The organism is Stakelama pacifica (genome assembly GCF_004361835.1).
Taxonomy (GTDB): Bacteria; Pseudomonadota; Alphaproteobacteria; order Sphingomonadales; family Sphingomonadaceae; genus Sphingomonas; species Sphingomonas pacifica.
The window spans coordinates 94,137-119,809 of record NZ_SNWD01000002.1 but is presented as its reverse complement, the minus strand read 5'-3'; the positions used below and the strand labels follow the sequence as shown (position 1 = coordinate 119,809).

Here is a 25,673-nt window from a genome sequence, read left to right as displayed (position 1 = left end):
CCAAAGAAAAGGGCCGGAAGGTGTCGCCACCTCCGGCCCAAATCTTTCGCAAATGGTTGGCGGGGCCGGCAGTCCCGGCCCCGACGCCATGGATCAGAAGTCCATGCCGCCCATGCCGCCCATTCCACCCATGCCGCCGGGCATGCCGCCGCCGGACTTGTTGTCCTCGGGCAGTTCAGCAACCGTTGCTTCGGTGGTGATGAGCAGACCGGCAACCGAAGCTGCGTCCTGCAGCGCGGTGCGAACGACCTTGGTCGGGTCGATTACGCCGACCTGAACGAGGTTTTCGTACACGTCGGTTGCGGCGTTGAAGCCCATGTTCGGGTCGTTGCCGTCGAGCAGCTTGCCCGAAACGACCGCGCCGTCGAAACCGGCATTCTGAGCGATCTGACGCAGCGGAGCGTAGAGCGCCTTGCGGACGATATCCACACCGCGGGTCTGGTCGTCATTCTCACCGGTAACGCCTTCCAGCGCCTTGGTTGCGTACAGAAGCGCGGTACCGCCGCCGGGGACGATGCCTTCTTCAACGGCTGCGCGGGTTGCGTGCAGCGCGTCGTCGACGCGATCCTTGCGCTCCTTGACCTCGACTTCGGTGGCACCGCCGACCTTGATCACGGCAACGCCGCCTGCGAGCTTGGCGAGACGCTCCTGGAGCTTCTCACGATCATAGTCGCTGGTGGTCGATTCGATCTGCTGACGGATCTGATCCGTGCGTGCCTTGATCGATTCGGCTTCGCCTGCGCCGCCGACAATCGTGGTGTTGTCCTTGTCGATGGTGACGCGCTTTGCCGTGCCGAGCATGTTCAGCGTGACGTTTTCGAGCTTGATGCCCAGGTCTTCGCTGACGACTTCGCCCTTGGTCAGGACAGCGATGTCTTCCAGCATCGCCTTGCGACGATCGCCGAAGCCCGGTGCCTTGACCGCAGCAACCTTCAGGCCGCCGCGAAGCTTGTTGACGACCAGCGTTGCGAGTGCTTCGCCTTCGATGTCCTCAGCAATGATGAGGAGCGGACGACCCGACTGAACGACCGATTCGAGGATCGGCAGCATCGCCTGCAGGTTGGTCAGCTTCTTTTCGAAGATCAGGATATAGGGGTCCTGAAGTTCGACGTTCATCTTTTCCGGGTTCGTGACGAAGTACGGCGACAGATAGCCGCGGTCGAACTGCATGCCCTCGACGACGTCGAGCTCGAAATCGAGACCCTTCGCCTCTTCGACGGTGATCACGCCTTCCTTGCCGACCTTTTCCATGGCTTCGGCGATCTTTTCGCCGACTTCCTTGTCGCCATTGGCCGAGATGGTGCCGACCTGTGCAACTTCCTGATTGCCCGAAACCGGCTTCGAACGGCTCTTAATGTCCTCAACCACCTTCTTGGTGGCGAGGTCGATGCCGCGCTTGAGGTCCATCGGGTTCATGCCAGCCGAAACCGACTTCATGCCTTCGCGAACGATCGCGCGGGCCAGAACGGTTGCGGTGGTGGTGCCGTCACCGGCGACGTCGTTGGTCTTCGAAGCGACTTCGCGGACCATCTGTGCGCCCATATTTTCGAACTTGTCCTTAAGTTCGATTTCCTTGGCGACGGAAACGCCGTCCTTGGTGATGCGCGGTGCGCCGAAGCTCTTTTCGATGACGACGTTGCGACCCTTCGGGCCGAGCGTCACCTGAACTGCGTCGGCGAGGATGTCGACGCCGCGCATAATGCGTTCACGTGCGTCACGCGAAAATTTTACGTCCTTGGCTGCCATATGACTAACCTTTCTGTAATTTCGTTATCCCGGCGACACGGCCGGGAACGGTAGATTTCAAGATGCGCGCCCTTTCGGGCGGCTCCGGCATGGCTGCCGGAGCGAGCGATATCGTCAGGCTACGATGCCCAGAATGTCGCTTTCCTTCATGATCAGAAGGTCTTCGCCCTGAACGCGTACTTCGGTGCCGGACCATTTGCCGAACAGAATGCGGTCGCCCGCCTTCACGTCGAGGGGGGTCACCTTGCCATCTTCCGACTTGGCGCCTGCACCGGCGGCGACGACTTCGCCTTCCTGCGGCTTTTCCTTGGCGGTGTCGGGGATGATGATGCCGCCGGCCGTCTTTTCTTCGGCCTCAACGCGGCGAACGAGCACGCGGTCGTGCAGCGGACGAAAGTTCATGCGCGCTATCCTTTCCTGCATAAATTGAGTTTTAGCACTCACCTAATGCGAGTGCTAACGGAACGGGATATGCGAACGCCGTGCGGTGTCGTCAACGGGTATGGGAACAAAAATTTGCATTGCGATGACGGTGCGGGCCGAGCCGTGTTGTCGCTACGGCAAAAGCCCCAGCCGCGCCCGCATGCCCCAGCGTCCGCACAGCATCACGGCGGCGAAAGCGAGTCCGGTAGCGAGCCCGATCCAGATGCCGACACCCGCATAACCGAGCGTGAAGCCGAACAGGATGGCGGTGCCGAATCCTGCCGCCCAATAGGAAAATCCGGCGATGATCATCGGCACCCGCGTATCCTGAAGCCCGCGCAGCACGCCCGCCGCGACTGCCTGCGCCCCGTCGAACAGCTGGAACACGGCAGCGATAGCGAGATATTCGACCGCCAGCGCGACGGTGCGCGCATTGGCGTCATTGACGTCCAGATATAGCGATACGAAGAATCGCGGCGCTACCCATAGCGCGACCGCGGTCAGCGCCATGAAGCCGATCCCCATGGCCAGCGCCACGCGCCCGGCCACTTCGATCCAGCGATGATCGCGCGCGCCATAGGCCATGCCGACGCGAATGGTCGCTGCCTGTCCGATGCCCCATGGCACCTGAAAGGAAAGCGCCGCGATCTGCAGCGCGACCGCATGGGCGGCGACCTCAGTAACGCCGATCAGGCCCATCAGAAAGGCTGCGGCACTGAACACCGCGCCTTCGAACGTCATCGTCAGCGCGATCGGAACGCCGAGCCGGACCAGCTCCCAGAAACGGCTCCATTCGGTCCGCCACCAATTGCCGAACAGGTGATAGCGGCGCAGATGCCGGTCGGTGAACAGGATGACGATATAGGCGCCGAGCATCGCAAGGCTGGTGATCGTGCTCGCCAGCGCAGCGCCCTCGAGTCCGAGCGCCGGGAAGCCCAGATTTCCGAACACCAGCACCCAGTTGCCGATAATGTTGACGCCAAGCGCAAGCGCCGTGACCGCCAGTGCCCAGCCGGGGCGACCCAGCGCCGACACGGTAATGCGCAGCACCGCCGAGGCCATGGTCGGGATCATCGCGACCAGCAATATGTCGAGATAGCGGCCCGCCGCCGCTGCAGCCGCTGCATCCTGCCCCAGCAGGCGAAGCATGGATTCGCCGAACAGCAGGAAGGGGAAAAGCGGCAGTGCGGCGATGGTGCCGACCCATAAAGCCATGCGGAACGAGCGCCGAACCTCGCGCACCGCATGGCGACGACGGCCGAGCTCGGCAGCGATGACCGGCGACGCCGCGGTGACCAGTCCGATCAGCGCGAACATCAGCACGGTGTAATAATAAACGCCCAGCGTTGCCGCAGCGAGCGCTTCGGTACCCAGCCGCGCGACGAAGATCACATCGCTGGCATAGACTGCCATCTGCAACAGATTCGCGGCGACCAGCGGCCATGCGAGCCGCCATAGCGCGCGCAGCTCGCCCCGCCAGTCGGCGGGCGCGCTGCCGGTAAGCGGCGGATGGCTGATGACGGGCGATTCCATGATGCAGCGGCCTGTAGCAGGCGGGAGGCGGTTTGCCGCAATTGCTTTTTTGGCGGGAGCGCGGGCGTATTGCCGGGGTAAGACTCTTTGTGTACGCCGGTGCGCGCCGTATTGGGCGGCGAAATGTGCGGGAGAAGCAATGGTGCGACTGGTACGCGGCGCCTGGAAAATTTTGGTCGGGATCAAGGATGCGCTGGTGCTCGCGCTGCTGCTCCTTTTCTTTGCCGGCCTGTTCGCCGTGCTGTCGGCACGTCCCGACAATAAGGCGATCGAGGACGGCGCCCTGTTTCTCGCGCTCGATGGGACGATCACCGAACAGCCTGCCCGGATCGATCCGACGGCTGCACTGACCGGTCAGGCGATCCCGCACGAATTCGCGCTTCAGGACGTTACCCGAGCGCTGGAAGCGGCGAAGGGCGATGACCGGGTGAAGGCGGTCGTGCTTGACCTGGACGGGTTCATGGGCGGCTATCCCGCCGCGCTGACCAGCGTGGCGAGCGCGATCGCCGATGTCCGCAAAAGCGGAAAGCCCGTGCTGGCCTATGCCACTGCCTATACCGATTCGGGCTATATGCTTGCCTCTGCCGCGAGCGAAATCTGGTCCGATCCGATGGGCGGCGTGCTGATCCGCGGACCGGGCGGGTCGCAGCTTTATTATAAGGGGCTGCTCGATAAGCTCGGCGTCAACGCGCATATCTATCGCGTCGGCACCTATAAGTCGGCGGTCGAACCCTATATGCGCTCCGACCAGTCGCCTGCCGCGAAAGAGGCGATGCAGGCGCTGTACGGATCGATTTTCAGCCAGTGGCAGGAAATGGTCGCGAAGCTGCGGCCACAGGCCGATATCAAGGCGATGGTCGCTGACCCGGCAACGCTGATTGCCGCAGCGAACGGCGATCTGGCCAAGGCTTCGATGAACGCGAAGCTGATCGATCATATGGGCGACCGGATTGCGTTCGGGAAGCGCGTGGCGGAGATTGCGGGTACGCCCGATGACCGTCCGGCGGGGAGCTTCAGAGCGATCGGTTATCAGGACTGGCTCGACGCGCATCCGCTGCCGACGACCGGCGACGCGATCGGCGTCATCACCGTTGCGGGTGAGATCGTCGATGGCGAAGCGAAGCCGGGCATGGCGGGCGGGGAGACGATTTCGCGCCTGATCCTCGATGCGCTGAAGGACGACAAGCTGAAGGCGCTGGTGGTTCGCGTCGATTCGCCCGGCGGATCGGCGCTTGCGTCTGAACAGATTCGTCAGGCGCTGCTTCAGGCAAAGGCGAAGGGCATCCCGGTCGTAACCTCGATGGGATCGCTCGCTGCGAGCGGCGGGTACTGGGTGTCGACGGCGGGCGAGGAAATCTTCGCCGAACCCAATACCATCACCGGTTCGATCGGCATTTTCGGCATCATCCCGACCTTCGAGGATACGCTGAAAAAGATCGGGGTGAATGCCGATGGCGTGAAGACCACGCCGCTATCGGGGCAGCCCGATATCTATGCGGGCACCACGCCCGAATTCGATCAGATCCTGCAATCGCAGATCGAGAACGGCTATGCTCGCTTTGTCGGCCTCGTCGCCAAATCGCGCAAGATGACGCCGGAGCGCGTGAATGAGATCGGTCAGGGCCGCGTGTGGGTCGGCGGCGATGCGCGTCAGCTGGGGCTCGTCGACAAGTTCGGCGGGCTGGACGATGCCATTGCCGAAGCGGCGAAGCGCGCGAAGCTCGACCCCAAAAAGGTCCATGCCGAATATCTGACCGAAAAGCCGGGCGAGTTCGAACAGCTGATCGCATCGCTGCTGCGCGAAAGCGATGATAAGGATAACGACCATGTCAGCGCCGATGCGACGACCGATCTGTTCGCCCGGGTGGGGATGGAGCGGCGCGCGATGCTGGCACAGGCGTTCGGCGATGCACGGCGGCTGGTCGATGCCGGGTCGGTTCAGGCGCGCTGCCTGCAATGCGCGGGGCTGGGGCCGGTCGCGCCTTCGCCTGAAGATACGAAGCTGGTCAGCCTCTTCCTTCAGCACGCGGCGCAATAATTTCGCCGTCGGGGCGGATCAGCGCTTTCCGCGATAGGCGGGAAGCGCGATCCGCCAGTGCAGCGCTGCGCCGCGAAGCCCGAACCCGGCAAAGGTCGCGATAATCGCTGCGGCGAAAGACGGCGTATCGAACTGATGCAGCGTGACGTAAGTTGCCGCTGCCAGCGCGGCCGCAGTAACATAGAGCTCCGGCCGCATCAGGATCGACGGTTCGTTGGCGAGCATGTCGCGGATAATGCCGCCTGCACAGGCATTGACGATGCCCAGCACCGCAGCAGGGACCGGCGGAATGCCAAAGCCCATCGATTTCGCCGCGCCGAACACCGCATAGGCGGCAAGCCCGACAGCATCGAGCCACGCAAACAGCTTTCCCTGCCACCAGCGTTCGGGCGTAAGCCAGACGGTCAGCGCCGCGCCGATGCAGATCCCGGCGACCACCCGGTCATGGACCCAGAAAACCGGCGCGTCGATCAGAAGGTCGCGCAGGGTTCCGCCCCCCACGCCGGTAATCAGCGCAAAGAACATGGCGGTGACGAGCGTCTGGCCCGCGCGCGTGGCTGCAACCGCACCGGTGGCGGCGAATACCGCGACCGATAGCAGGTCGAGCCAGGGCAGGAGCGGGCCGATTTGCCAGGCGACGGGGGGTGTCATGGCGCGCCCCCTAATCGCTTTTGCGGCTCCTGCAACCATCGGGATTGCCGCAATGACCGATTTTCATCATTTTTCGCATGCGCGGGGGCTGGAAAGCAGCGCCGCGATGCGCGAAAAGATGTCCCATGCAACGTACCCCTGTCCCGCTTTTCGGCATCGCGCTTCTGCTTGCGGCGCTGGCCGGTTTCGTCGATGTCCTCGCTTATACCAGTATCGGCGGCTATTTTGCCTCGTTCATGAGCGGCAATACCACCCAGTTCGGTATCGGCCTCGGCGATTCCGACTGGGGCCCGGTGTTTACCGCAGGGTCGTTGCTGCTCGCCTTTCTGTGCGGCGTGGTGATCTCGGCGATCGTCGCCGATGCGGTTCGCGGCCCTGCGCATGGCGTGGTGATGCTCAGCTGTACTGTGTTTCTGGTCCTTGCCGCCATTTTGCAGATGACCGGTTTCACCGGGCTCGCCGTGCTTTCGCTTGCCGCAGCGATGGGGGCGGAAAATGGCGTGTTCAGCCGCGACGGCGATATCCGCATCGGACTGACCTATATGACCGGGACGCTGGTGCGTTTCGGGCAGCGGCTCGCCAATGCGCTGATGGGCACAGGCAGTCGGTTCGGATGGGCGCGCGATCTGGCGCTATGGCTGGGCTTTCTGCTCGGCACGGTGCTGGGCGCGATCGCCTATCGTTCGGCGGCGGATCGCAGTTTCTGGATCGCCGCGCTGGTTTCGGCGGTGATGACGGCGCTGCTCGGCATCATGGCGCGAACCCGGCTGTTGCAGCGGGATGAGCACATCGCTTGACTCTCGCGCGCTTCGCGGCTAGCTGCGCGCACTTCGTGATCGACCCCGCACCCCGGTGAAGCGGCGGTCCTGCCCGATGGGCGGGCGATGACCGGGACCTGATCGGCGGGCCGTTTGTGAAAGCGGCGCTCCGGTCTTCGTTGTTCGCAGTTAAGGAAAGAGACATATGTCGAAGCGTTCGAGCGCCAAGTATAAAATCGACCGCCGGATGGGCGAAAACATCTGGGGTCGTCCAAAGAGCCCGGTCAACAAGCGTGAATATGGCCCCGGTCAGCACGGCCAGCGCCGCAAGGGCAAAATGTCGGATTACGGCATTCAGCTGCGCGCCAAGCAGAAGCTGAAGGGCTATTACGGCGACATCACCGAAAAGCAGTTCAAGCGTTCCTATGAGGAAGCTTCGAGCATGAAGGGCGATACCTCGCAGAACCTGATCGGCCTGCTGGAACAGCGCCTCGACATGGTCGTGTATCGCGCCAAGTTCGCGCCGACCATTTTCGCTTCGCGTCAGCTCGTCAGCCATGGCCACATCCGCGTCAACGGCGTGAAGTGCAACATCGCGTCGCGCCGCGTCGTGCCGGGCGACGAAATCACGCTGGGTTCGAAGGCGCAGGAAATGGCGCTGGTGATCGAAGCGCAGAGCCTGCCCGAGCGTGACATTCCCGATTATGTCGCTCCCGACGGCGCAGCAAAGGTGACCTTCACCCGCGTGCCGCAGCTCGACGAAGTGCCCTATCCGGTGAAGATGGAACCGAACCTGGTCGTCGAATTCTATTCGCGCTGATCCGAAGGTTTCCAAGCTTATCAAAAGGGGAGCGAAGTTTCGCTCCCCTTTTTTTGTGCGCTGGCTGTCCGCGTTGCTTATTTGATGTTCAGGCTTTTGTGCAGAAACTGATCGGCTTTCTCCAGCATTTCGGCCCGGACCTTCGCATCGGCAAGCTGGTGGTCGAAGCCGTCGAACGTCACCAGATCGGCCTGTTTTCCGGCGCGGCGTAACCGGTCCAGCATGACGCGCGATTGCATGATGTCCACATTCGCATCGGAAGTGCCGTGGAACATCAGCACCGGCGCCTTGAAACTATCGGCGTGGCGTGCGGGGGAACCTGATGCGATGTGCTCGCCGGAGCCGACTGACACTGCCACCAGACCGTAATTGGTATAATTGCGGCTCTCGTCCTTGGTGAGTTCGAAATCAGTGACCGGCGCGATTGCTACCACTGCCTTGAACAGATCGGGGTCGAGAACCTGGCTCTGCAAGGCGGCATAGCCACCATAGGACCATCCAACGATCGCCAGTTTAGCCGGATCGGCGATACCCTGTTTTACCAGCCACCTCCCCGTGTCGTTGACATCGCTGATCGCCCGGTCCCACGACCGGAAACCATTATTCTGAAACCAGCTGTCGCCATATCCGGAGGAACCGCGATAATTTGGTTGCAGCACGACAAAGCCGCGCGCAGCAAAAAACTGGCTCAGCCAGTCGAACCCCCATGAATCGCGCGCGCTCGGGCCGCCGTGCGGCAGAACGATGGCGGGAAGGTTCTTGCCGTCACTGCCTACCGGCATGGTCAGATATGCCGGTATCAAGGCGCCGTCATCGGCGGGGATGGTGACCTGCTTCACCGGCGCCAGAGCGTAATTTTTGAGCTGCGGGCGAATCCGGAAAACCTCGTCGAGATGACCGGTTTTCTTGTCAAAAACGTAATAATGGCCCGGATCGGTGTCGCTGCTTGCCCGAATGAGCAATATCGATTCGTCGTCGCTCGCATCGTCCACGCTAAGGACAGGAAGATCGGGTAGCGCCTTGTGAAAAGATGCGAGCAGCGATTTCAATTGGGGATCGAACATCTCAATATGTTCGAAGTCGGTTGTATAGCTCGCACCGACCATGCGCGCGCGCCGCCCGATCGTTTGCAAACCGTCGACATCGACATCGGGTCGGGAGAATAAGAGTTTCGGCGCGCTGCCTTCCGAAAGTTGCTTGGTAAACAAGGCCCGGCGACCGTTGAGATTGGCAAATCCATAAGCAATATTTTGCTTGGAATCGACCAGGACGGGATAAAAGCCCTGTTCGGTCTGGCGGTCATAGCTGCTGAAATCACGCCACTGATTGCCTCCCGCTTCGCGAAACTGAAAAACGAGCTGACTGTTGAGTCTGCTGTTCGCGCTCACCGGGTCGAGTACGCGAATGCGGACATTGCCCTGCATGTCGGCGATATAATCGTCGCTGATCGCCGTGGGGCGCTCTACCATCTTTGCGCTGAACCTGTCGGGGTCGATTGCATCCAGACCCACCCCTTCGGATGTGTTGGCCAGATGCGTACCGGTCGTCGATTCCGGAATATAGTCGTGTGTGACGAGCGCATCAGGATGATCAGGGCTTCCGCGATAGACAATGGATCCCCCGATGTTTGAAAATCCAAGCGAGAAGGGAGTAGCCTGAGAAGAAAGCACTTTCTGGTCGCTACCATCATCCTTAACCGCGAGCAGGCGGGTGGTTACGGTCGCCTGGCCCAGCGCATAGGTATCTGCCGTCACCTGCAATTTGCAGATCAGCGAATGCATGGAGATCCAGCCGCAATATCGGATCCGCGCGGAGCCGCCGGGAACCTTTAGAATGGGCTTGGTGGATACGGTGCCTTCGAGCGACGAAATGGCAAGTACGGTGCCGCCATCGATCGGGTTTGGTGTCACGATGGCAGCGCGGTTGCCATCGGGCGACAGACTGATGGCTTGAATATCGGGCAACTGGCCAAACGCTTTTGCCGTTTCCGACAGGCTATGGCTGTCGGTCCTCGGCGGCGGTGTCGCACCATAAGCGATTGCCGAGCTGGCTAGCAGAGCCGTAAGCGTAACGCTTCGCAACGAATGACGCATCGATATATTTCTCCCCTCGCGGTCAGATTGCCGCAGCGCGGGTCACGCCGCAATGCCATATGCAAAGGTGCCATGGCTGGACGTGGGGTATGGCTTTCGGCAAGCTGGGGCAGATATAGTTTTCAGGAGAAGGCGATGCGTTTGTCGGCAGCAATTTTGTTGGTGATGCCAATGGTTTGTACTGTGTGCCATGCGCAAACCGCACCGGCAGCGCCCGATATTTCGGTCGATACGCTGAAAACGGTGACCAGAGAGCTTTCGGACGACAAGTTCGAAGGGCGCGCTCCGGCGAGCGAGACCGAGCCTGCGGTGCTTGAATATATCGTCAGCCAGTTCAAGGCGGCGGGGCTGAAGCCGGGAAACAACGGCAAATGGCTGCAGGACGTGCCGCTCGTTCAGATTACCGCTCAGAACGTAAAGCCGCTGACCTTCACGGGAGGCAAACAGCCGCTTTCGCTCGATTACCGCACCGATATGGTCGTCGCGACCTATCGCGTAACGCCGGAAATCGACCTGTTGAACAGCGATGTCGTGTTCGTCGGCTATGGCATCAACGCGCCTGAGCGCGGCTGGAACGATTATGCGGGCGTGGATGTGAAGGGGAAGACGGTCGTCATCCTCGTCAACGATCCCGACTGGAAGACCGCATCGCGTGAAGGCCCGTTCGAAGGGCGGGCAATGACCTATTATGGCCGTTGGACATACAAATATGAGGAAGCGGCGCGGCAGGGTGCTGCCGCCGCGATCATCGTCCATCAGACCGAACCCGCCGCTTATGGTTGGGGCGTGGTGCGGTCGAGCTGGACCGGGCCGCAGCTCGAACCCGATATTGCCGGCGACCATATGGACCAGTCGAAGGTGATCGGCTGGATTCAGCTCGATCCTGCAAAGAAGCTGTTCGCGGCAGCGGGTAAGGATTTCGACGCACTTGCCGAGGCTGCAACGCATAAAGGGTTCAAGGCGGTGCCGCTGGGCGTGAAAGCGTCCACCGGCTTCGTCAATTCGATCCGGCGTCAGGCGTCTAAGAACGTCGTCGGCATTTTGCCCGGCACCGAAAAACCCGATGAGGTCGTGCTGTTTTCGGCGCATTGGGACCATCTCGGCAAATGCGACGCGATTCAAGGCGATGATATCTGCAACGGTGCGCTCGACAATGCGAGCGGGGTTGCGGGGCTGGTCGCGCTGGCAAAGGCGAATGTCGAAGCGGGGCCGACCAAACGAAGTCAGGTCTATCTGGCGGTGACGGCCGAGGAATCGGGGCTGCTGGGGTCGGCCTATTATGCCGCAAACCCGGTATTCCCGCTCGCCAAAACGGTTGGCGGCGTCAATATGGACGTGCTGAACGTGAAGGGCCGGGTGAACAATTTCGTGATCACCGGTGCGGGAAAATCCGAGCTTGAGGATATGGTCCGCCCGCTGGTCGCGGCGCAGGAACGCGCCATCGAACCCGAAGCACATCCCGAGGCGGGCGGCTATTATCGTTCCGACCATTTCAGCTTTGCCAAAAAGGGCGTGCCGATGCTCGACGCGGCGGGCGGTAACGATCTGGTTAAGGGCGGCAAGGAGGCCGGCGAGGCCGCGGACAAGGACTATGTCGACCAACGCTATCACAAGCCGCAGGACGAATATGATCCCAACTGGGACTGGTCGGGCGCGATCCAGGATCTGACGGTCTATTATCAAATGGGCCGCGAGCTTGCCGATGGGACAAGCTGGCCCAACTGGTATGAATCGTCGGAATTTCGCAAAATCCGCGATCAGTCGCGCGCCGCTGAGTAACGGGCTTTTCCGATTGCACAGAAGCGGGTAGGTGCCCGCGCCATGACCATCGTTCACGCTCCGCCGCCCGAATGGGCACCGCATCAGGCCGTCTGGATCGGCTTTCCCAGCCATCAAGAGCTGTGGGGGGATGCATTCGAAGCGGCGCAGCGGGAGACGGCAGCGTTTGCCGATGCCGTCCATGCGGGCGGCGCGGGCGAGACGGTGCTGCTGATCGCGGCGAGCGAGGAAGCCGCCGCCACTGCGCGCGCGCTGGTCGATCCCGGCGTTCGCGTCGAGGTCGAGCATTTCGGCGATGTGTGGCTGCGCGATACCGGCGTAATTCTGGATGGCGAGGGGCGCGCGCACCGCTTCGGCTTCAACGGCTGGGGCCGGAAGTATGAATATCCGGGCGATGAGGATGTCGGTGCGCGGCTGGCCCAAAAACGGGGCATGGCGATCACCGAACATGACTGGGTACTGGAAGGCGGCGCGATTGACGGCGACGGCTCCGGCGTGATCGTCACGACGCGGCAATGCCTGCTCAACCCCAATCGCAATGCCGAATCGGGCGAGGCGGAGACCGAGGCGCGGCTGAAGCGCGACCTTGGCGCGACGCGCGTGCTGTGGCTGGAAGAGGGCCTCGCCAACGACCATACCGATGGGCATGTCGACAATCTGGCGCGCTTTGTCGGGCCGAACCGGCTCGCGCTTCCGGAGGCAGCGGGTGAGGATGACCCCAATGCCGCAGTCTATGCAGAGGCGGCGCGGGCGGCAGCGGCGTTCGGGGTAGAGATTGTACGCATCCCCTCGCCGGGGCGCGTTCTGGATGACAGCGGCGAGATCATCCCGGCCAGCCATATGAATTTCTATATCGGCAATGCGACCGTCGTGGTGCCGACCTATGGGCAGGACAGCGATGACCGCGCGGTTGCCGCGATCGGTGCGCTGTTTCCGGATCGCAAGGCAGTGGGGCTTCGCGCCGACCATATCCTGACCGGCGGCGGCAGCTTCCACTGTATCAGCCAGCAGATTCCCGCCTGACCGGACCATTCGCCATCGCCTGACGGATCATCGGCCTGCCTCGCTGCGTTCCCCGCAGCAAAGGAGACCGATGATGACCGACCAGAGCGAAACCCTGACGACGCGCGAAACCCGCCCCGACCTGCAAAATCGCGGCTATGTGCTCACCCGCTTCGGTGATGCCGATGCGATGGAATTGCGCGATCTGGACATGCCACAGGCGCATGAGGATGAAATCGTCCTGCGTGTTCATGCTTCCAGCGTGAACCCCGTGGATTACAAGATCCGCGACGGTGAAGCGCCGTTCGTCGAGGAATCTGCGCTTCCCGTCATTCTGGGCCGTGATGTGTCGGGCACGATCGAGAATATGGGGCCGGATGCGCATAATATGCTGCGCCGGGGGGACCGGATCGTCGCGCATATGGGCGAGATGGTTCGCGGCGGCCATGCCCGCTTCGTTCGCGTAAAGGCGATGGAGATGACCGCGCTTCCCGACAATGTCGATATGGTCGAGGCAGGCACGATGCCGCTGGTCGCGATGACCGCATGGCAGGGCCTGTTCGACCATGGCCATTTGCGTGAGGGGCAGAGCGTGCTGATCCATGGCGCGGCGGGCGGAGTTGGCCATGTCGCGGTTCAGCTGGCAAAGGCGAAGGGCGCCAAGGTGATCGCAACCGCCGGAACCGATGATCTGGATTTTGTGCGCGGCCTCGGCGCCGACCGGGTGATCGATTACAAGAAAGAACAGTTCGAGGATCAGGTTGCCGATGTCGACATGGTGTTCGACCTGGTCGGCGGTGAGACGCGCGACCGGTCCTGGAGCGTGCTGCGCAAGGGCGGCGTGCTGATCACCACCTTGTCCGAACCCGACAGCGAAACGGCGGCGAAGCATGAGGTCCGCGCGGAAACCTATATGGCGCATCCCGACCCGAAGGCGCTGGGGCAGGTCGTCGCGATGATGGCTGACGGCAAGCTGAAGGTCACCATCGCCGAGCGACACGCATTTGAAGACATCCGCACCGCCTATGACCGCGCCGAAAACGGCCATTTGCGCGGCAAGGTCGCGATCGTGATGGAATAAGCAGCAGAGCCGAGGTTGTGCGGGGGCGGCGCAGGTGCCACTTTCCCTTGTAAAGGGGAGCCCCGCATGACCGTTGCACTGTTGTTTCTCTGGTTCGCGCTGTTGGTGCTGCCCGACATACCGGCGCGCCGATCGCTGGAACGCGCGCTGATCGAGGTTCCTGCGCGCAGGCTGAACGAATTAAATCGCGGGCTGGTGATCGTGACGATCGCACTGGCGGTGCTGGGCTTGTTGCTGTTCCAGCTTCTGGAACAGGACGGCATGCTGCTGTTCAGTATGGCGTTGCCGGAACTGAGCATGATCCTTGCGTCGGTCGAGGTAACGACGCTGGTCGATATCGTCGCGACGGCGCTGGTAGTTTCGGCAGGTATCAAGATGCGGCAGGTGACTGGTCTGATTATCGCGACCATGTTCCGCCCCCGCGCCCGGACAAAACGAACACGGGTGCAAAGGGGACATTCCGCCAATGATGACGAGGACGGTCCGGCCACGCTGGCGCTTGCCGCATGACGGGGCTGTAATCCATGTCCGGGGCGACTAGATAGGCGGGCATGAGCGAGATCACCGTTGCGGCGCTGCAATGCGCCTTTTCCACCGATACTGCCGCCAATATCGCGCGAGTCACCGAACTGGTCCGCGAAGCGGCGGGGCGCGGCGCGCAGGTGGTGTTGCCGCCCGAATTGTTCGAGGACGAATATTTCTGCCGCGTCGAGGATGAGGCGCTGTTCGCCAACGCAAAGCCAACCGCCGAACATCCGAGCGTCATCGCCATGCAGAAACTGGCGAGCGAATTGTCGATCCATATCCCAACCAGCTTTTTCGAAAGCGACGGGCCGCATCATTATAACAGCCTCGCCATGATCGGTCCCGATGGACGGATCGCGGGCGTGTATCGCAAGAGCCATATTCCCGACGGGCCGGGCTATGAGGAGAAATTCTATTTCCGGCCCGGCAATACCGGATTTCGGGTGTGGGACGGTCCGGGGGCGAGGCTGGGAGTCGGCGTATGCTGGGACCAATGGTATCCGGAAGCGGCGCGCGCGATGATGCTGATGGGCGCGGATGTGCTCTTTTACCCCACCGCGATCGGCAGCGAACCCTATGACGATCAGCTCGATACCGCGCGGATGTGGCGGCGCGCGATGCTGGGCCATGCGGTGTCGAACGTCGTGCCGGTGATCGCCGCCAACCGGATCGGAAAAGAGGGCGACCAGACCTTTTACGGCACCAGCTTCATCTGCGACGAATGGGGCGATGTGCTGGCCGAGCTTGGGCGAGAGGAAGAGGGCGTGATTACCGCGACGCTCGACCTCGACCGGGCAAAGCGCCACCGCGCCGGCATGGGCTTCTTTCGCGACCGCCGCCCCGAACTGTACGGACGGCTGGCGCAGGATGTCTGATCGCGCCGCCGCGCCGCGCGATTGGCAGCGGCGTTTTGCTTCCCTATAGCGCTTGGCATGGAGCGGCTGGACGGTGGCTCGACGGTCGCTGACCCGTATCGGGGGGCGATTGTCGCGCTTGGCAATTTCGATGGATTTCATCGCGGGCATCAGGCGGTTGTCGGGCGCGCGATTGCGCGTGCGCGGCAGGAAGGGCGTCCGGCGATCGTCGCGACGTTCGACCCGCATCCGGTACGCTATTTCCGGCCCGACACGCCGCCCTTTCGCCTGACCACGCTGGATCAGCGGCAGCGCCTGTTCGGGGAAGCGGGCGCGGATGCGATGCTGGTCTTCACCTTTGACGCGGCGCTGGCCGGGATGACGGCGCGGCAATTTGCCGAGCATCTGGTCGGGCCGCTGGGCGCGGGCGGAGTGGTGACGGGCGAGGATTTCACCTTTGGCAAGGGGCGCGAGGGCGATGTCGCCATGCTGCGCGCGCTGGGCGAGGAGCTGGGCTTTACCGCTGAAGCGGTCGCGCCGGTTGGTGACGGCGATGCGGTGGTCTCGTCCAGCCGTATCCGCGACCTGCTGCGCGAAGGAAATCCGCGCGCGGCGGCGGCGCTGCTCACCCGGCCCTTTGCGATTCGCGGGGTGGTCGAGCCGGGGGCGAAGCTGGGGCGCGAGCTTGGCTATCCCACGGCAAATCTGCGCATGGGAAGTTATTTGCGGCCGCGCTACGGAATCTACGCGGTGCGTGGGCATCTGCCCGATGGGCGGATGGTCGATGGTGCAGCGAATCTGGGCATCCGACCGAGCATCGACCCGCCGACCGAATTGCTCGAACCCTATTTCTTCGATTTTTCGGGCGATCTGTACGGGCAGGTGATCGAGGTCGATCTGATCGAGTTTCTGCGTCCCGAAGCGAAGTTCGACGATATGGATTCGCTTAAACGCCAAATGGCCGAGGATTGCGATCGCGCACGGGCGATCCTCACGGCGGGCGGATAGCATGTGCAGTCGCTGACCCGATCGTCATTGCGAGAAGCGAAGCGACGAAGCGATCCAGAGACGCACACGCGGCTCCGGATTGCCGCGCCCCTTCGGGGCCCGCAATGACGATTTTGCGATAGAATCGAGTTTAGGTGGGTATGGGCGTGCCGGGCGTTTGCGCCATTTTCTGCGTAAGCGCCCCGTTACATAGATTTCCCGCTTTTGTTGCGCGCGCGCCTGCTTTAACGCATCGGCCCTGATGACCGAAGAAACCAAGGACTATCGCGACACCGTCTTCCTGCCGAAGACGGATTTCCCCATGAAGGCAGGGCTTGCGCAGAAAGAGCCCGCCATTCTGGACCGCTGGGCGCGAATTAATCTCTATCAGAAGCTGCGTGAGGCGCGCGCCGGTGCGGAGCGCTTCATCCTGCATGACGGCCCGCCTTATGCGAATGGCGACCTGCATATGGGCCATGCGCTGAACAAGATCCTGAAGGATCTGGTGGTGCGCAGCCAGACGCTGCTGGGCAAGGATGCGCCCTATGTGCCCGGCTGGGACTGTCACGGTCTTCCCATCGAATGGAAGGTGGAAGAACAGTATCGCAAGAAGAAGCTGAACAAGGACGAGGTCGATCCGGTCGCGTTCCGCGCCGAATGCCGCGCTTATGCCCAGAAATGGGTCGATGTGCAGCGCGACCAGTTTCAACGGCTGGGCGTGATCGGCGACTGGGCCGATCCGTATCTGACGATGAAGTTCGAGAGCGAGGCGATCATCGCGGGCGAGTTGCTCAAATTCGCCGAACGCGGGCAGCTGTATCGCGGCGCGAAGCCGGTGATGTGGTCGCCGGTCGAAAAGACCGCGCTGGCCGAGGCCGAGGTCGAATATGAGGACATCACCTCGACCCAGATCGATGTGGCGTTCGAGATCATCGAAGCGCCGAATGCGCCGGAGCTGGTCGGTGCGCATGCGGTAATCTGGACCACGACGCCGTGGACGATTCCGGTCAATCAGGCGCTTAGCTACGGCAATGCTATCCATTATCAACACTTCAAAGCTAGCGACGGAAAACGCTATGTCGTTGCTTTCGACCTCTTGGATAAGTTCAAGGCTCGAACTGGCCTAACAATCGAAAAGTTCGACGACGAGCCCGACAGTCTCGATGAAAATGAGTCTTTGAGTAAGTTCGTAAGTCACGGACTAGAGGGCTCGCAACTTGCTGGGGCGAAAGCGCGCCACCCGATGCACGCACGCGGCGAGTTTTACGCAAAGCCTCGCCCGTTCCTCGATGGATCGCATTTCGTCACGACCGATGCAGGTACGGGGCTGGTCCACATGGCGCCGGACCATGGCGAGGACGATTTCCTGCTGTGCAAGGCGAACGGGATCGATCCCGTTTTCGCGGTCACCGACGATGGCAAATATCGCGACGACTGGGCGTGGCTTGGCGGGCAGGGCTCGGTCATCAACAAGAAGTTCGTGGCGTCCGACGGGCCGATCTGCACCGATTTGCGCGAAGCGGGCGCGCTGCTCGCCGCGTCGGACGATTTCACGCACAGCTATCCGCATAGCTGGCGGTCCAAGGCGAAGATCATCTTCCGCTGCACGCCGCAATGGTTCATCCCGATGGATGCGCCGCTCGACCAGCCGCTGCCCGAACGCGTGCGCGAAGGCCATGCGGTGGGTGAGGATATTGCCGAAGCAACCGGCATGCACGTCAATGAGGACGCGCCCACCCCGGCTAGCGCCGCGGTCAATCACAATGGCGCGACGCTGCGTGGCACCGCGCTCGACGCGATCGAGAATACGCGCTGGGTGCCCGAACGGTCGAAGAACCGCATCCGGTCGATGGTGGAGGGCCGCCCCGACTGGGTGATCAGCCGCCAGCGGGCATGGGGCGTGCCGATCCCGCTCTATGTGCATCGCACCAGTGGCGATTATCTGCGCGACGAAGCGGTCAATGGCCGCATCCTGTCGGCATTTCGTGAGGGCGGGGCCGATGCATGGTTCGCCGCCGATCATCAGGCGCTGCTCGGCGCCGATTATCATCTGGCCGAGTATGAGCCGGTCACCGACATTCTCGACGTCTGGTTCGATTCGGGATCGACGCACGCCTTCGTGATCGAAGCGCGCTATGGCGAGGGCGTTCGTGCCGATCTGTATCTGGAAGGGTCAGATCAGCATCGCGGCTGGTTCCAGTCGAGCTTGCTCGAAAGCAGCGGCACGCGCGGTCGTGCGCCCTATGATGCGGTGCTGACCCATGGCTTTGCGCTCGACAAGAACGGGCGCAAAATGTCGAAATCGATCGGCAATATCGTCGACCCGCTGAAAGTCATCGATCAGTCGGGGGCGGATATCCTTCGCCTCTGGGTCGCCAGTACCGATTATTTCGAAGATGTGCGTATCGGCGACGAAGTGCTGAAGGGCACCGGGGACGCATATCGCAAGATCCGCAACACCTTCCGCTATATGCTCGGCGCGCTCGACGGCTTCACCGATGCCGAAAAGGTCGACGTCGCCGATATGCCGGAGCTGGAGCGGTATATCCTGCTCAGGCTCGGCGAGCTGGACGTGGAATTGCGCAGCGCGGTCGATTCGCTGCAATTCCATCGCTATGGCCGCGCGCTGAGCGATTTCGCGAATGAGGACCTGTCGGCCTTCTTCTTCGATATTCGCAAGGATTGCCTGTATTGCGATGGTGAGGACAGCCAGCGCCGCCGCGCCTATCGCACCGTGCTCGATATCCTCTTCCACGCGCTGGTCCGCTATGCCGCGCCGATCCTCGTCTTCACGGCAGAGGAGGTGTGGCAGACACGCTTCCCGGATGAAGATGGGTCGGTGCATCTGCTGACCTGGCCGGAACTGCCCGCGCTGCCCGGTGACAATGCGATCAGCACCAAATGGGCCGATATCCGTGCGCTGCGCGAGCGGGTGACCGAGACCATCGAACCGCTGCGCCGCGAAAAGACCATCCGGTCGAGCAACGAAGCCGAAGTATGGGTGCCGGAAATGCCGCTGCCGCCCGAGGATCTGTCCGAAATTTTCATTTCATCGGCCGTTCATCGCGGCGAAGGCGAAATTCGGGTAGAGCGCACCGCATATCATAAATGCGGGCGGTGCTGGCGGCATCTGCCCGAAGTCGTGGCGGACGGCGAATTGTGCGACCGCTGCGCTGAGGTTGTGAAGGCATGAAACGCACCCGAATCATGGCCCTGCTCGTCGCGCTGGCTATATTCGCGGTCGATCAGGCGGTGAAATGGCTGGTCACCGGCCCGCTGGGCATCGACCAGCCGGGCGACATGATGACGGTCCTGCCGATCTTCAATCTGCGCTATGTCGAGAATATCGGCGTGTCGCTCGGCCTGCTTGCGGCCAATAGCGAGGCGACCCGCTGGGCGCTGGTCGCGCTGACCGCCGCGATCGCGCTGGGCGTGGCGGTGTGGATCACGCGGGAGAAGAACCGGTTCGATCTGATCGCGCTGGGGCTGGTGCTGGGCGGTGCGCTCGGCAATATTCTCGACCGCGTGCGGCTTGGTTTCGTGGTGGATTATGCCGATCTTCATTTCGGTGGTTTCCAGCCCTTTTTGGTCTTCAACGTCGCCGATGCGGCGATTACGATCGGCGTGCTGATCCTTTTGCTCCGTGCCCTGCTGGTGCGTGACAAAAAGGGGGACGAGCGCGCCAAAGTGGAGAATGCGAATGCGTAAAACCCTAGTCACCGCAGCGGGGCTGACCGCCCTGGTGCTCGTCTCCGCCTGTAGCCGCAGTGCATCGATGAATCGCGGCCCCGACGAATTTGCCGTCGCGCGCCAGCCTCCGCTGGTGATCCCGCCCGATTATGCGCTGGTCCCGCCGCAGCCGGGCGCGGTGCGTGCGAACGAAGAGCCTGCGTCGCGCCAGGCATTGCAGGCAATGTTCGGCGGCGCTGCACCGCGCAGCACGATCGAGCGCGACGCGCTGAACGCCGCTGGCGACGATGTGTCCGATCCGGGCGTCCGCTCCTCGGTCGGCGATCCCGATACCAAGGTGGTGGACAAGGGAGAGACCACGCGCAGCATCGTCGCAGCGCCCGCCGGTGACGGTCAGGATGCGCGAGTCACGACGCCGCAATAACAAGCTGTGGCGATGAGCGTCATTCGCTGAGGCAATCGTCATGGCGAGCGGCGTAGCCGCGCGGCGATCCGGTGGGGCGCGTAATTCTGGATTGCAGCGCCGCTTCGGGACTCGCAATTGTCGCTGCGCTTCTTGCAAAGGCGGATCTGGGTTGGGGTGGCAAACGGGTGCGGCCCCTGCCTTTGCCGGGGCGACGATTTCGGAAAACCGCGGTGCATATAAGTCGCTGACACAATGCGTCGCCCCGGCGCAGGCTGGCGCCGTGGCGCGCTATGGTGGCGGGCTGCGGGCGGTGTGACGCTCCGGATTGCCTGACATTGGTACCATAGGTTCGAAACAACGCAGGTCGGTATCGGATACACAAAACGCCGCGTCGTACGTGACGGCGCGGCGTTTTGTGTCGGGAGCGGATGATCGGCTCACCCGCCCCTTAGAGCGCTCAGGCGATCAGAAGCTCGCCCCGATCGAGAAGACGACCGTGGCGTCGGCGATCGGTGTCGTTCCGCCCTTTGAGAAATTGGGCAGCAGATAGGCCGCATCCGATTTGGAAATGTCGGTGTCGATATAATGTACGCCCAGCGTCAGCGATTTGTACACGACACTGCCGCCCAGCGACCAGTCGAAATAGGTGCCGGTCGGCGCGATGCTGGTGCCGTTGGGGCCAAGGCCCGAATTGCCGTCCGAATAGCCGATATGCGCATCCAGCGTCACCGGCGTGTTCATGATGGCGTAGGCGCCGTCGCCCGACAGATAGAGATTGTCTTCCTTATCGCCCGGATCGTCGGGTGTGCCCGCAGCGGCCGCAGCGCCGGTATAATAGACCTTACCCAGCGCCTTTTGCGGCGGGGCGTAGGAGACATTGGCGGCGAGCGAGAGCGGCCCGATCTCGCCGCTTAGCTTTGCATGCAATTCCGCAAAGTCGGTGGTATCAGCGCCACCCGGATACATGATCCAGGTCAGACCGAGGTCGAGATTACCGCCCCCGCCAACCGGAACGACAACGCCGCCCAAGAGGTCGAGTTCGGTGTTCGATCCGCCGAACGTCCCCCATCCGGCAAGGTTCGAACCCCAGAAACCGGCATAGACGCCGCTTTCATGGCTAACCGTCAGACCCGCCTGAAACGCCATTTCCTTGTCGGTCTGCGATACGCCGCGATAGCGATAATCGGTGACCAGCGTGGCACTGCCGCTGATGGTGATCGGTTCGGGCGGCGCCGTATCCTGCGCCATGGCAGGGGTAGCGGTTGCGGCGGCAAGTATGCCGCCGATCAAAATCGTGGAGAAGCGCATCGTGTCCCTTTCTGTGAACAAAGTGGCGATGTCACTCCTGCGGCGTCCCTCCCGTGCATCATTCGGCGTGCATGGTGACGGCGACGACATAAGCCTGCCGATTTCGCCGCCATTGCACAATAAATTTTACGTAAAAGTTTAAAGCAAGACATTTTATGTTGCTGCGCTGCAACAGGTTGCCTGCGATTATTTCACCGCGACGATGGCATCGACTTCCACCGCCGCGCCCAGCGGGAGTACCGCGACGCCGACCGCGCTGCGCGCATGGCGGCCGGGTTCGCCGAACAGCGCCTGCATCAGTTCGGACGCGCCGTTGGCCACCTTTGCCTGATCGGTAAAGCCCGGCGCGCTGTTCACGAACACGCCCAGCTTCACGATCCGCTCGACGCGTGAAAGATCGCCCAGCGCGCGGCGCATCTGCGCGACCAGCATCAGCGCACAGCGCTGCGCCGCCTGATTGCCATAGTCGACATCGCGGTCTTCACCCAGGCGCCCGGTCATCAGCGCGCCGTCGAGAAAGGGAAGCTGCCCCGAAATATGGAGCAGGCCGCCATGTTCCACCGTCGGCAAATACGAAGCCACCGGCGCTGCCGCCTCGGGCAAGGTGAGGCCGAGCTCTTTCAGCCGTGCATCGATCATATCCGTCATTGCCGTCCATCCTCCTGTGGGTCGAGCGCAGCGGGAGCGCCCAGAAAACGTGCTAAAATCCAGTCGCATGCCGCGCGCCAGTCGTCGATGCGCGCATGCGCATGCGGCGCAGCGGGAATATGCGGGGCGAGCGCAGGTTCAGCGACCATGTGCAAGCGGTGAACCTCAGGCGCGTGCTCGGCCACCGACTGGTGGTGGGTGGCGAGATCGTCGACGAACACGGTCACGGGGTTGCCGAATTCCGCGACCAGCCGCGCGACCGGACTGCCCTTGCCGCCCTGATTGCATTCGACGCGGTGGCGAATGCCGTGCGTCGCCAGCTGATCGATCCGGTGCGTCCGGCAATGGTCCTGCAAATTGGTGAGGATTACGATATCGGCGACGCCGCTGATGGTGCGCAGCGCGGTTTCGGCATGGGGCACCAGCGTCTGGCGGTCCATCTGACCCGGAAAAAAGCCGCTGATGAGCGACCACATTTCCTCGGCGGGGACCGGATCGCCAGAGGGGCGCCGCCGGATCGCCTGCTCGAAACTACCGTGTTCGATGTGGAAATCGATATCATGCGCTTCGTCGAGCCAGGCGCCGAAATGGCGCACCATGTGCAGCAGCACTTCGTCGCAATCGGTAATCAGCAGCGGTCGCATATATCCTCCAGAGCGCGGCGCGCGCTTACCAGATCGGCGGGCGCGCGATCCAGTGCGTCGGCGCAGGCGATCAGATCGGGTTCGTGATTTTCGAGAAAGGCGATCGCCGCCATCATGATATGCGGCGTGCCTGCGCGGGCGCGCAGCGTGTCGACATCGAGTCCGGTCAGCGCCAGAAATCGTTCACCGCGCGAATCGGATTGCAAAATCCACCCCAGCGCGCCGAGCGCAATGATCGCCGGATCGTCCTTCGGGCTGGTGTCGCGCGCTGTCATCGGTAAAAGCATGCCTGTGGGAATGGGACAGATAGCGCCGTGGCAAAGACCGTACTCGTTGTCGAGGACAACGAACTCAATCTGAAATTATTTTGCGATCTGCTGCGCGCGCACGGCTTTGCCGCCGAGCCCGTTCGCGACGGGCGCGACGCGGTCGAACGCGCGCGCGCAGTCGAACCCGACCTTGTCATCACCGACATCCATCTGCCCTATGTCACGGGACTCGAACTGATCGGGCAGATGCGCGGCGATACCGGGTTGAAAGATGTGCCGATTATGGCGGTGACCGCCTATGTCGGACGCGAGGATGAAGAGCGCGTGCGCGCTGCCGGGGCCAATGCCTATGTGTCGAAGCCGATCGGCGTGGCGCGGTTCATGGAAGAGGTGCTCGCGCTGGTCTGAGCGACTCGGCGGCGCGGGACGCATCTGGTACGACACGCGCGGAAAAGGGCGCGCGCACGAATGCGCCGCCCGATATTCGATTCGCGATGATCACACGGCGGGACGATGCCCGCCGGCGAATCACTTCATCTTTGCTTCTTTGAAATCGACGTGCTTGCGCGCGATCGGATCATATTTGCGGAAGCTCAGCTTTTCGGTCTGGTTACGCGGATTCTTCTTCGTAACGTAGAAGAAGCCGGTATCAGCCGAGCTGACGAGCTTGATCTTCACGGTGGTCGGCTTGGCCATGACCCAATGTCCTTCGAGGGTTCGATTAAACGTAAAAAGCGGCGATCACCCAGCAAGGCCGGGCCCGCCGCTCACAGTCGCCGCCGCATGGCGCAAAAGGGGGCGCTTTGTCAAGCGCTGCTGCCGGAATACCCATTGCGACCCGGTAAAAGTACCGATCGGCAGCCAATGAATGCAGAAAATTTTGTAAGCCTTTGATCCAGAATATCGATTGCTGTGATCGGCTATTTTTGGCGGTTTGCGGGGACACAATCGCCACAGGGATCGTTAGTGTAACGAATTTCGAAGACTCAACAAAAGGGAATCTGCATCATGGCCGATACCGCACTCGACACGCCGACCGACCTTAAGGACAATCAGACCAAAACCGTGGCGCAGGCGCTGAACGGCATTCTGGCCGACAGCTATGCGCTGTATTTCAAGACGAAGAACTTCCACTGGCACGTTTCGGGCCCGCATTTCCGCGACTATCATCTGATGCTCGACGAACAGGCAGCGCAAATCCTTGCGACCACCGACGATATTGCCGAGCGGGTGCGCAAGACCGGCAATACGACGCTGCGTTCGATCGGCGATGTCGCCCGGCATCAGTCGATCAAGGACAATGACGCCGATTTCGTGAAGCCCGAAGACATGCTCGCCGAACTGCGCGAGGATAATCTCGCGCTGGTCGCCAGCCTGCGTAAGGCGAAGGACATTGTCGACGAAGCGAAGGACAATGCCACCAGCGGCATCCTCGACGACTGGACCGACCAGGCCGAAGAACGCGCCTGGTTCCTGTTCGAGGCAAGCCGCCGCTGATCGCGGCGCCGGAGCCGGTTGATGCAAAGGGGGCGTTCCGCGTCGCGGGGCGCCCCTTTTTACGTGCGGTATATTTGAACGGATTGCTTACGAAGCGAAGTCGGGAAGCGTGAGGTCGATAGCGACGGTAAACGTGGATCGACTGCGCTCGACACGAACGGGAGGGATGAGAAGATTTCTATCTGCCTATCGCGTCACATATCGGCTTTCTGGCTGAGTAACGGGCCTTTCGTCGATCCGAACCTGTGAAAGGTGCAGCGGCAAGCGATCCAGAGGGCCGCACCGCCCGCAGCCTGGCATGACGCCGCATTAACCGCTCCCGCTCCACACCACCATAGCGGCACACGCCATCAGCCCAGGCCTCCCGCCGGGGCGACGCATATGGTTAGCGGCTTGTATGCACCGCGATTTCTACAAGCGTCGCCCGGCGAAGGCCGGGGCCGCTACCGTCTGCCACCACCCAAGCCCGAACGCGCCCTCGCGAGGAGCACAGCGACCATTGCGAGCCCCGAAGGCGCGCGGCAACCCAGGGGCGGCACATGCCTCGCCCGATCGCGGCGTCGCTGCGTTCCTCGCGAAGACGATCCTGGCAGTAAGTCCGGGTTACGGCAGGCTCGTATCACGGGGCCGATCCGGTACGGAAAAAACAGCAATCGCTCGCTCCCCCCGGGAACCAGCGGCGCGTTCCGCGCGCTGACATGGCGAATCAACAGGGAGATTTTTCATGCTCAAACTCGCACTTACGTTTCTGATCATCGGTATCGTGCTGGCAGTGCTGGGCTTTGGCGGCATCGGCGGTGCGTTTATCGGTATCGCCAAGATACTGTTCTTCATTGCGCTGGCGCTGTTCGTGATTTTCCTCGTGCTCGGCCTGATGGCGGGCAAGAAGGTCAAAGACGCGATCGACTGACGGTGACGACG

Annotated in this window: 25 protein-coding genes; 15 read left to right on the top strand and 10 right to left on the bottom strand. The window is 62.1% G+C overall.

Annotated elements, in window-relative coordinates:
* Positions 1–93: 93 nt before the first annotated feature.
* The 3 genes from groL to EV664_RS03755 all read right to left on the bottom strand — a co-directional run bounded on the left by groL (position 94) and on the right by EV664_RS03755 (position 3,702).
* Positions 94–1,746 (bottom strand): chaperonin GroEL, encoded by a 1,653-nt coding sequence (gene groL, locus EV664_RS03765; RefSeq protein WP_133494368.1) that lies wholly within the window; start codon positions 1,744–1,746, stop codon positions 94–96.
* A gap of 114 nt (positions 1,747–1,860) precedes the next feature.
* Positions 1,861–2,148 (bottom strand): co-chaperone GroES, encoded by a 288-nt coding sequence (gene groES / locus EV664_RS03760; protein ID WP_133494367.1) that lies wholly within the window; start codon positions 2,146–2,148, stop codon positions 1,861–1,863.
* Between the two features lie 153 nt (positions 2,149–2,301).
* Positions 2,302–3,702, bottom strand: coding sequence for an MATE family efflux transporter (locus EV664_RS03755; protein ID WP_133494366.1), 1,401 nt, complete (start codon positions 3,700–3,702; stop codon positions 2,302–2,304).
* 142 nt (positions 3,703–3,844) lie between these two features.
* Here EV664_RS03755 and sppA point away from each other — a divergent pair, with 142 nt between their 5' ends.
* Complete coding sequence (sppA, locus tag EV664_RS03750; RefSeq protein WP_133494717.1) at positions 3,845–5,740, top strand: signal peptide peptidase SppA; 1,896 nt, start codon at positions 3,845–3,847, stop codon at positions 5,738–5,740.
* Positions 5,741–5,758: 18 nt separating this feature from the next.
* Here the strand turns inward: sppA and EV664_RS03745 are convergent, their stop codons facing one another.
* Positions 5,759–6,391 carry a trimeric intracellular cation channel family protein gene (locus EV664_RS03745; RefSeq protein WP_133494365.1) on the bottom strand — a complete coding sequence of 211 codons (633 nt, stop codon included), beginning with the start codon at positions 6,389–6,391 and terminating at the stop codon, positions 5,759–5,761.
* A 125-nt stretch (positions 6,392–6,516) separates the two neighbouring features.
* Here EV664_RS03745 and EV664_RS03740 point away from each other — a divergent pair, with 125 nt between their 5' ends.
* On the top strand, positions 6,517–7,188 hold the full coding sequence (locus EV664_RS03740) for a YoaK family protein (protein ID WP_133494364.1): 672 nt from the start codon (positions 6,517–6,519) through the stop codon (positions 7,186–7,188).
* Between the two features lie 166 nt (positions 7,189–7,354).
* Complete coding sequence (gene rpsD / locus EV664_RS03735; RefSeq protein WP_133494363.1) at positions 7,355–7,969, top strand: 30S ribosomal protein S4; 615 nt, start codon at positions 7,355–7,357, stop codon at positions 7,967–7,969.
* Positions 7,970–8,046: 77 nt separating this feature from the next.
* Here the strand turns inward: rpsD and EV664_RS03730 are convergent, their stop codons facing one another.
* Positions 8,047–10,062, bottom strand: coding sequence for an alpha/beta hydrolase family protein (locus tag EV664_RS03730; RefSeq protein ID WP_133494362.1), 2,016 nt, complete (start codon positions 10,060–10,062; stop codon positions 8,047–8,049).
* 171 nt (positions 10,063–10,233) lie between these two features.
* Here EV664_RS03730 and EV664_RS03725 point away from each other — a divergent pair, with 171 nt between their 5' ends.
* From EV664_RS03725 to EV664_RS03685, 9 genes are all read left to right on the top strand, one after another.
* Positions 10,234–11,841, top strand: a complete 1,608-nt coding sequence (locus EV664_RS03725) for a M28 family metallopeptidase (RefSeq protein WP_229668114.1) — start codon at positions 10,234–10,236, stop codon at positions 11,839–11,841.
* 42 nt (positions 11,842–11,883) lie between these two features.
* Positions 11,884–12,864: an agmatine deiminase family protein gene (locus EV664_RS03720; protein ID WP_133494360.1), complete on the top strand. Its 981-nt coding sequence runs from the start codon at positions 11,884–11,886 to the stop codon at positions 12,862–12,864.
* Between the two features lie 73 nt (positions 12,865–12,937).
* Positions 12,938–13,924, top strand: coding sequence for an NADP-dependent oxidoreductase (locus EV664_RS03715; RefSeq protein WP_133494359.1), 987 nt, complete (start codon positions 12,938–12,940; stop codon positions 13,922–13,924).
* 66 nt (positions 13,925–13,990) lie between these two features.
* The gene (locus EV664_RS03710) at positions 13,991–14,434 is read left to right on the top strand and encodes a hypothetical protein (protein ID WP_133494358.1); all 444 of its coding nucleotides are present in this window, start codon (positions 13,991–13,993) and stop codon (positions 14,432–14,434) included.
* A 41-nt stretch (positions 14,435–14,475) separates the two neighbouring features.
* Positions 14,476–15,324 (top strand): N-carbamoylputrescine amidase, encoded by an 849-nt coding sequence (gene aguB, locus EV664_RS03705; RefSeq protein WP_133494357.1) that lies wholly within the window; start codon positions 14,476–14,478, stop codon positions 15,322–15,324.
* Positions 15,325–15,381: 57 nt separating this feature from the next.
* Positions 15,382–16,311, top strand: a complete 930-nt coding sequence (locus EV664_RS03700; protein WP_133494356.1) for a bifunctional riboflavin kinase/FAD synthetase — start codon at positions 15,382–15,384, stop codon at positions 16,309–16,311.
* A gap of 241 nt (positions 16,312–16,552) precedes the next feature.
* Complete coding sequence (ileS, locus tag EV664_RS03695; protein WP_133494355.1) at positions 16,553–19,483, top strand: isoleucine--tRNA ligase; 2,931 nt, start codon at positions 16,553–16,555, stop codon at positions 19,481–19,483.
* On the top strand, positions 19,480–19,998 hold the full coding sequence (gene lspA, locus EV664_RS03690) for a signal peptidase II (RefSeq protein ID WP_133494354.1): 519 nt from the start codon (positions 19,480–19,482) through the stop codon (positions 19,996–19,998). Before ileS ends, lspA begins: the two co-directional genes overlap by 4 nt.
* Positions 19,991–20,404 carry a DUF3035 domain-containing protein gene (locus tag EV664_RS03685; protein ID WP_133494353.1) on the top strand — a complete coding sequence of 138 codons (414 nt, stop codon included), beginning with the start codon at positions 19,991–19,993 and terminating at the stop codon, positions 20,402–20,404. Before lspA ends, EV664_RS03685 begins: the two co-directional genes overlap by 8 nt.
* Positions 20,405–20,851: 447 nt before the next feature.
* On the opposite strand, the gene EV664_RS03680 is transcribed toward EV664_RS03685, so the two are convergent.
* From EV664_RS03680 to EV664_RS03665, 4 genes are all read right to left on the bottom strand, one after another.
* Positions 20,852–21,694 carry a TorF family putative porin gene (locus tag EV664_RS03680; protein ID WP_133494352.1) on the bottom strand — a complete coding sequence of 281 codons (843 nt, stop codon included), beginning with the start codon at positions 21,692–21,694 and terminating at the stop codon, positions 20,852–20,854.
* 186 nt (positions 21,695–21,880) lie between these two features.
* On the bottom strand, positions 21,881–22,342 hold the full coding sequence (locus EV664_RS03675; RefSeq protein ID WP_133494351.1) for a RidA family protein: 462 nt from the start codon (positions 22,340–22,342) through the stop codon (positions 21,881–21,883).
* A complete protein-coding gene (locus tag EV664_RS03670) occupies positions 22,339–22,986 on the bottom strand; it encodes an HAD family hydrolase (RefSeq protein WP_133494350.1) in 648 nt (215 codons plus the stop codon). The genes EV664_RS03675 and EV664_RS03670 overlap by 4 nt, the downstream gene beginning before the upstream one ends.
* Positions 22,971–23,261 carry a DUF3572 domain-containing protein gene (locus EV664_RS03665; RefSeq protein ID WP_133494349.1) on the bottom strand — a complete coding sequence of 97 codons (291 nt, stop codon included), beginning with the start codon at positions 23,259–23,261 and terminating at the stop codon, positions 22,971–22,973. The genes EV664_RS03670 and EV664_RS03665 overlap by 16 nt, the downstream gene beginning before the upstream one ends.
* 39 nt (positions 23,262–23,300) lie before the next feature.
* Here EV664_RS03665 and EV664_RS03660 point away from each other — a divergent pair, with 39 nt between their 5' ends.
* Positions 23,301–23,663, top strand: a complete 363-nt coding sequence (locus tag EV664_RS03660; RefSeq protein ID WP_133494348.1) for a response regulator — start codon at positions 23,301–23,303, stop codon at positions 23,661–23,663.
* Between the two features lie 120 nt (positions 23,664–23,783).
* Here the strand turns inward: EV664_RS03660 and rpmG are convergent, their stop codons facing one another.
* A complete protein-coding gene (rpmG, locus tag EV664_RS03655; RefSeq protein ID WP_133494347.1) occupies positions 23,784–23,951 on the bottom strand; it encodes a 50S ribosomal protein L33 in 168 nt (55 codons plus the stop codon).
* Positions 23,952–24,263: 312 nt separating this feature from the next.
* Here rpmG and EV664_RS03650 point away from each other — a divergent pair, with 312 nt between their 5' ends.
* Entirely contained in the window at positions 24,264–24,752 is a 489-nt protein-coding gene (locus tag EV664_RS03650; protein ID WP_133494346.1) for a Dps family protein, read from the top strand.
* Between the two features lie 724 nt (positions 24,753–25,476).
* A complete protein-coding gene (locus tag EV664_RS03645; RefSeq protein WP_133494345.1) occupies positions 25,477–25,662 on the top strand; it encodes a DUF1328 domain-containing protein in 186 nt (61 codons plus the stop codon).
* Positions 25,663–25,673: the final 11 nt, after the last annotated feature.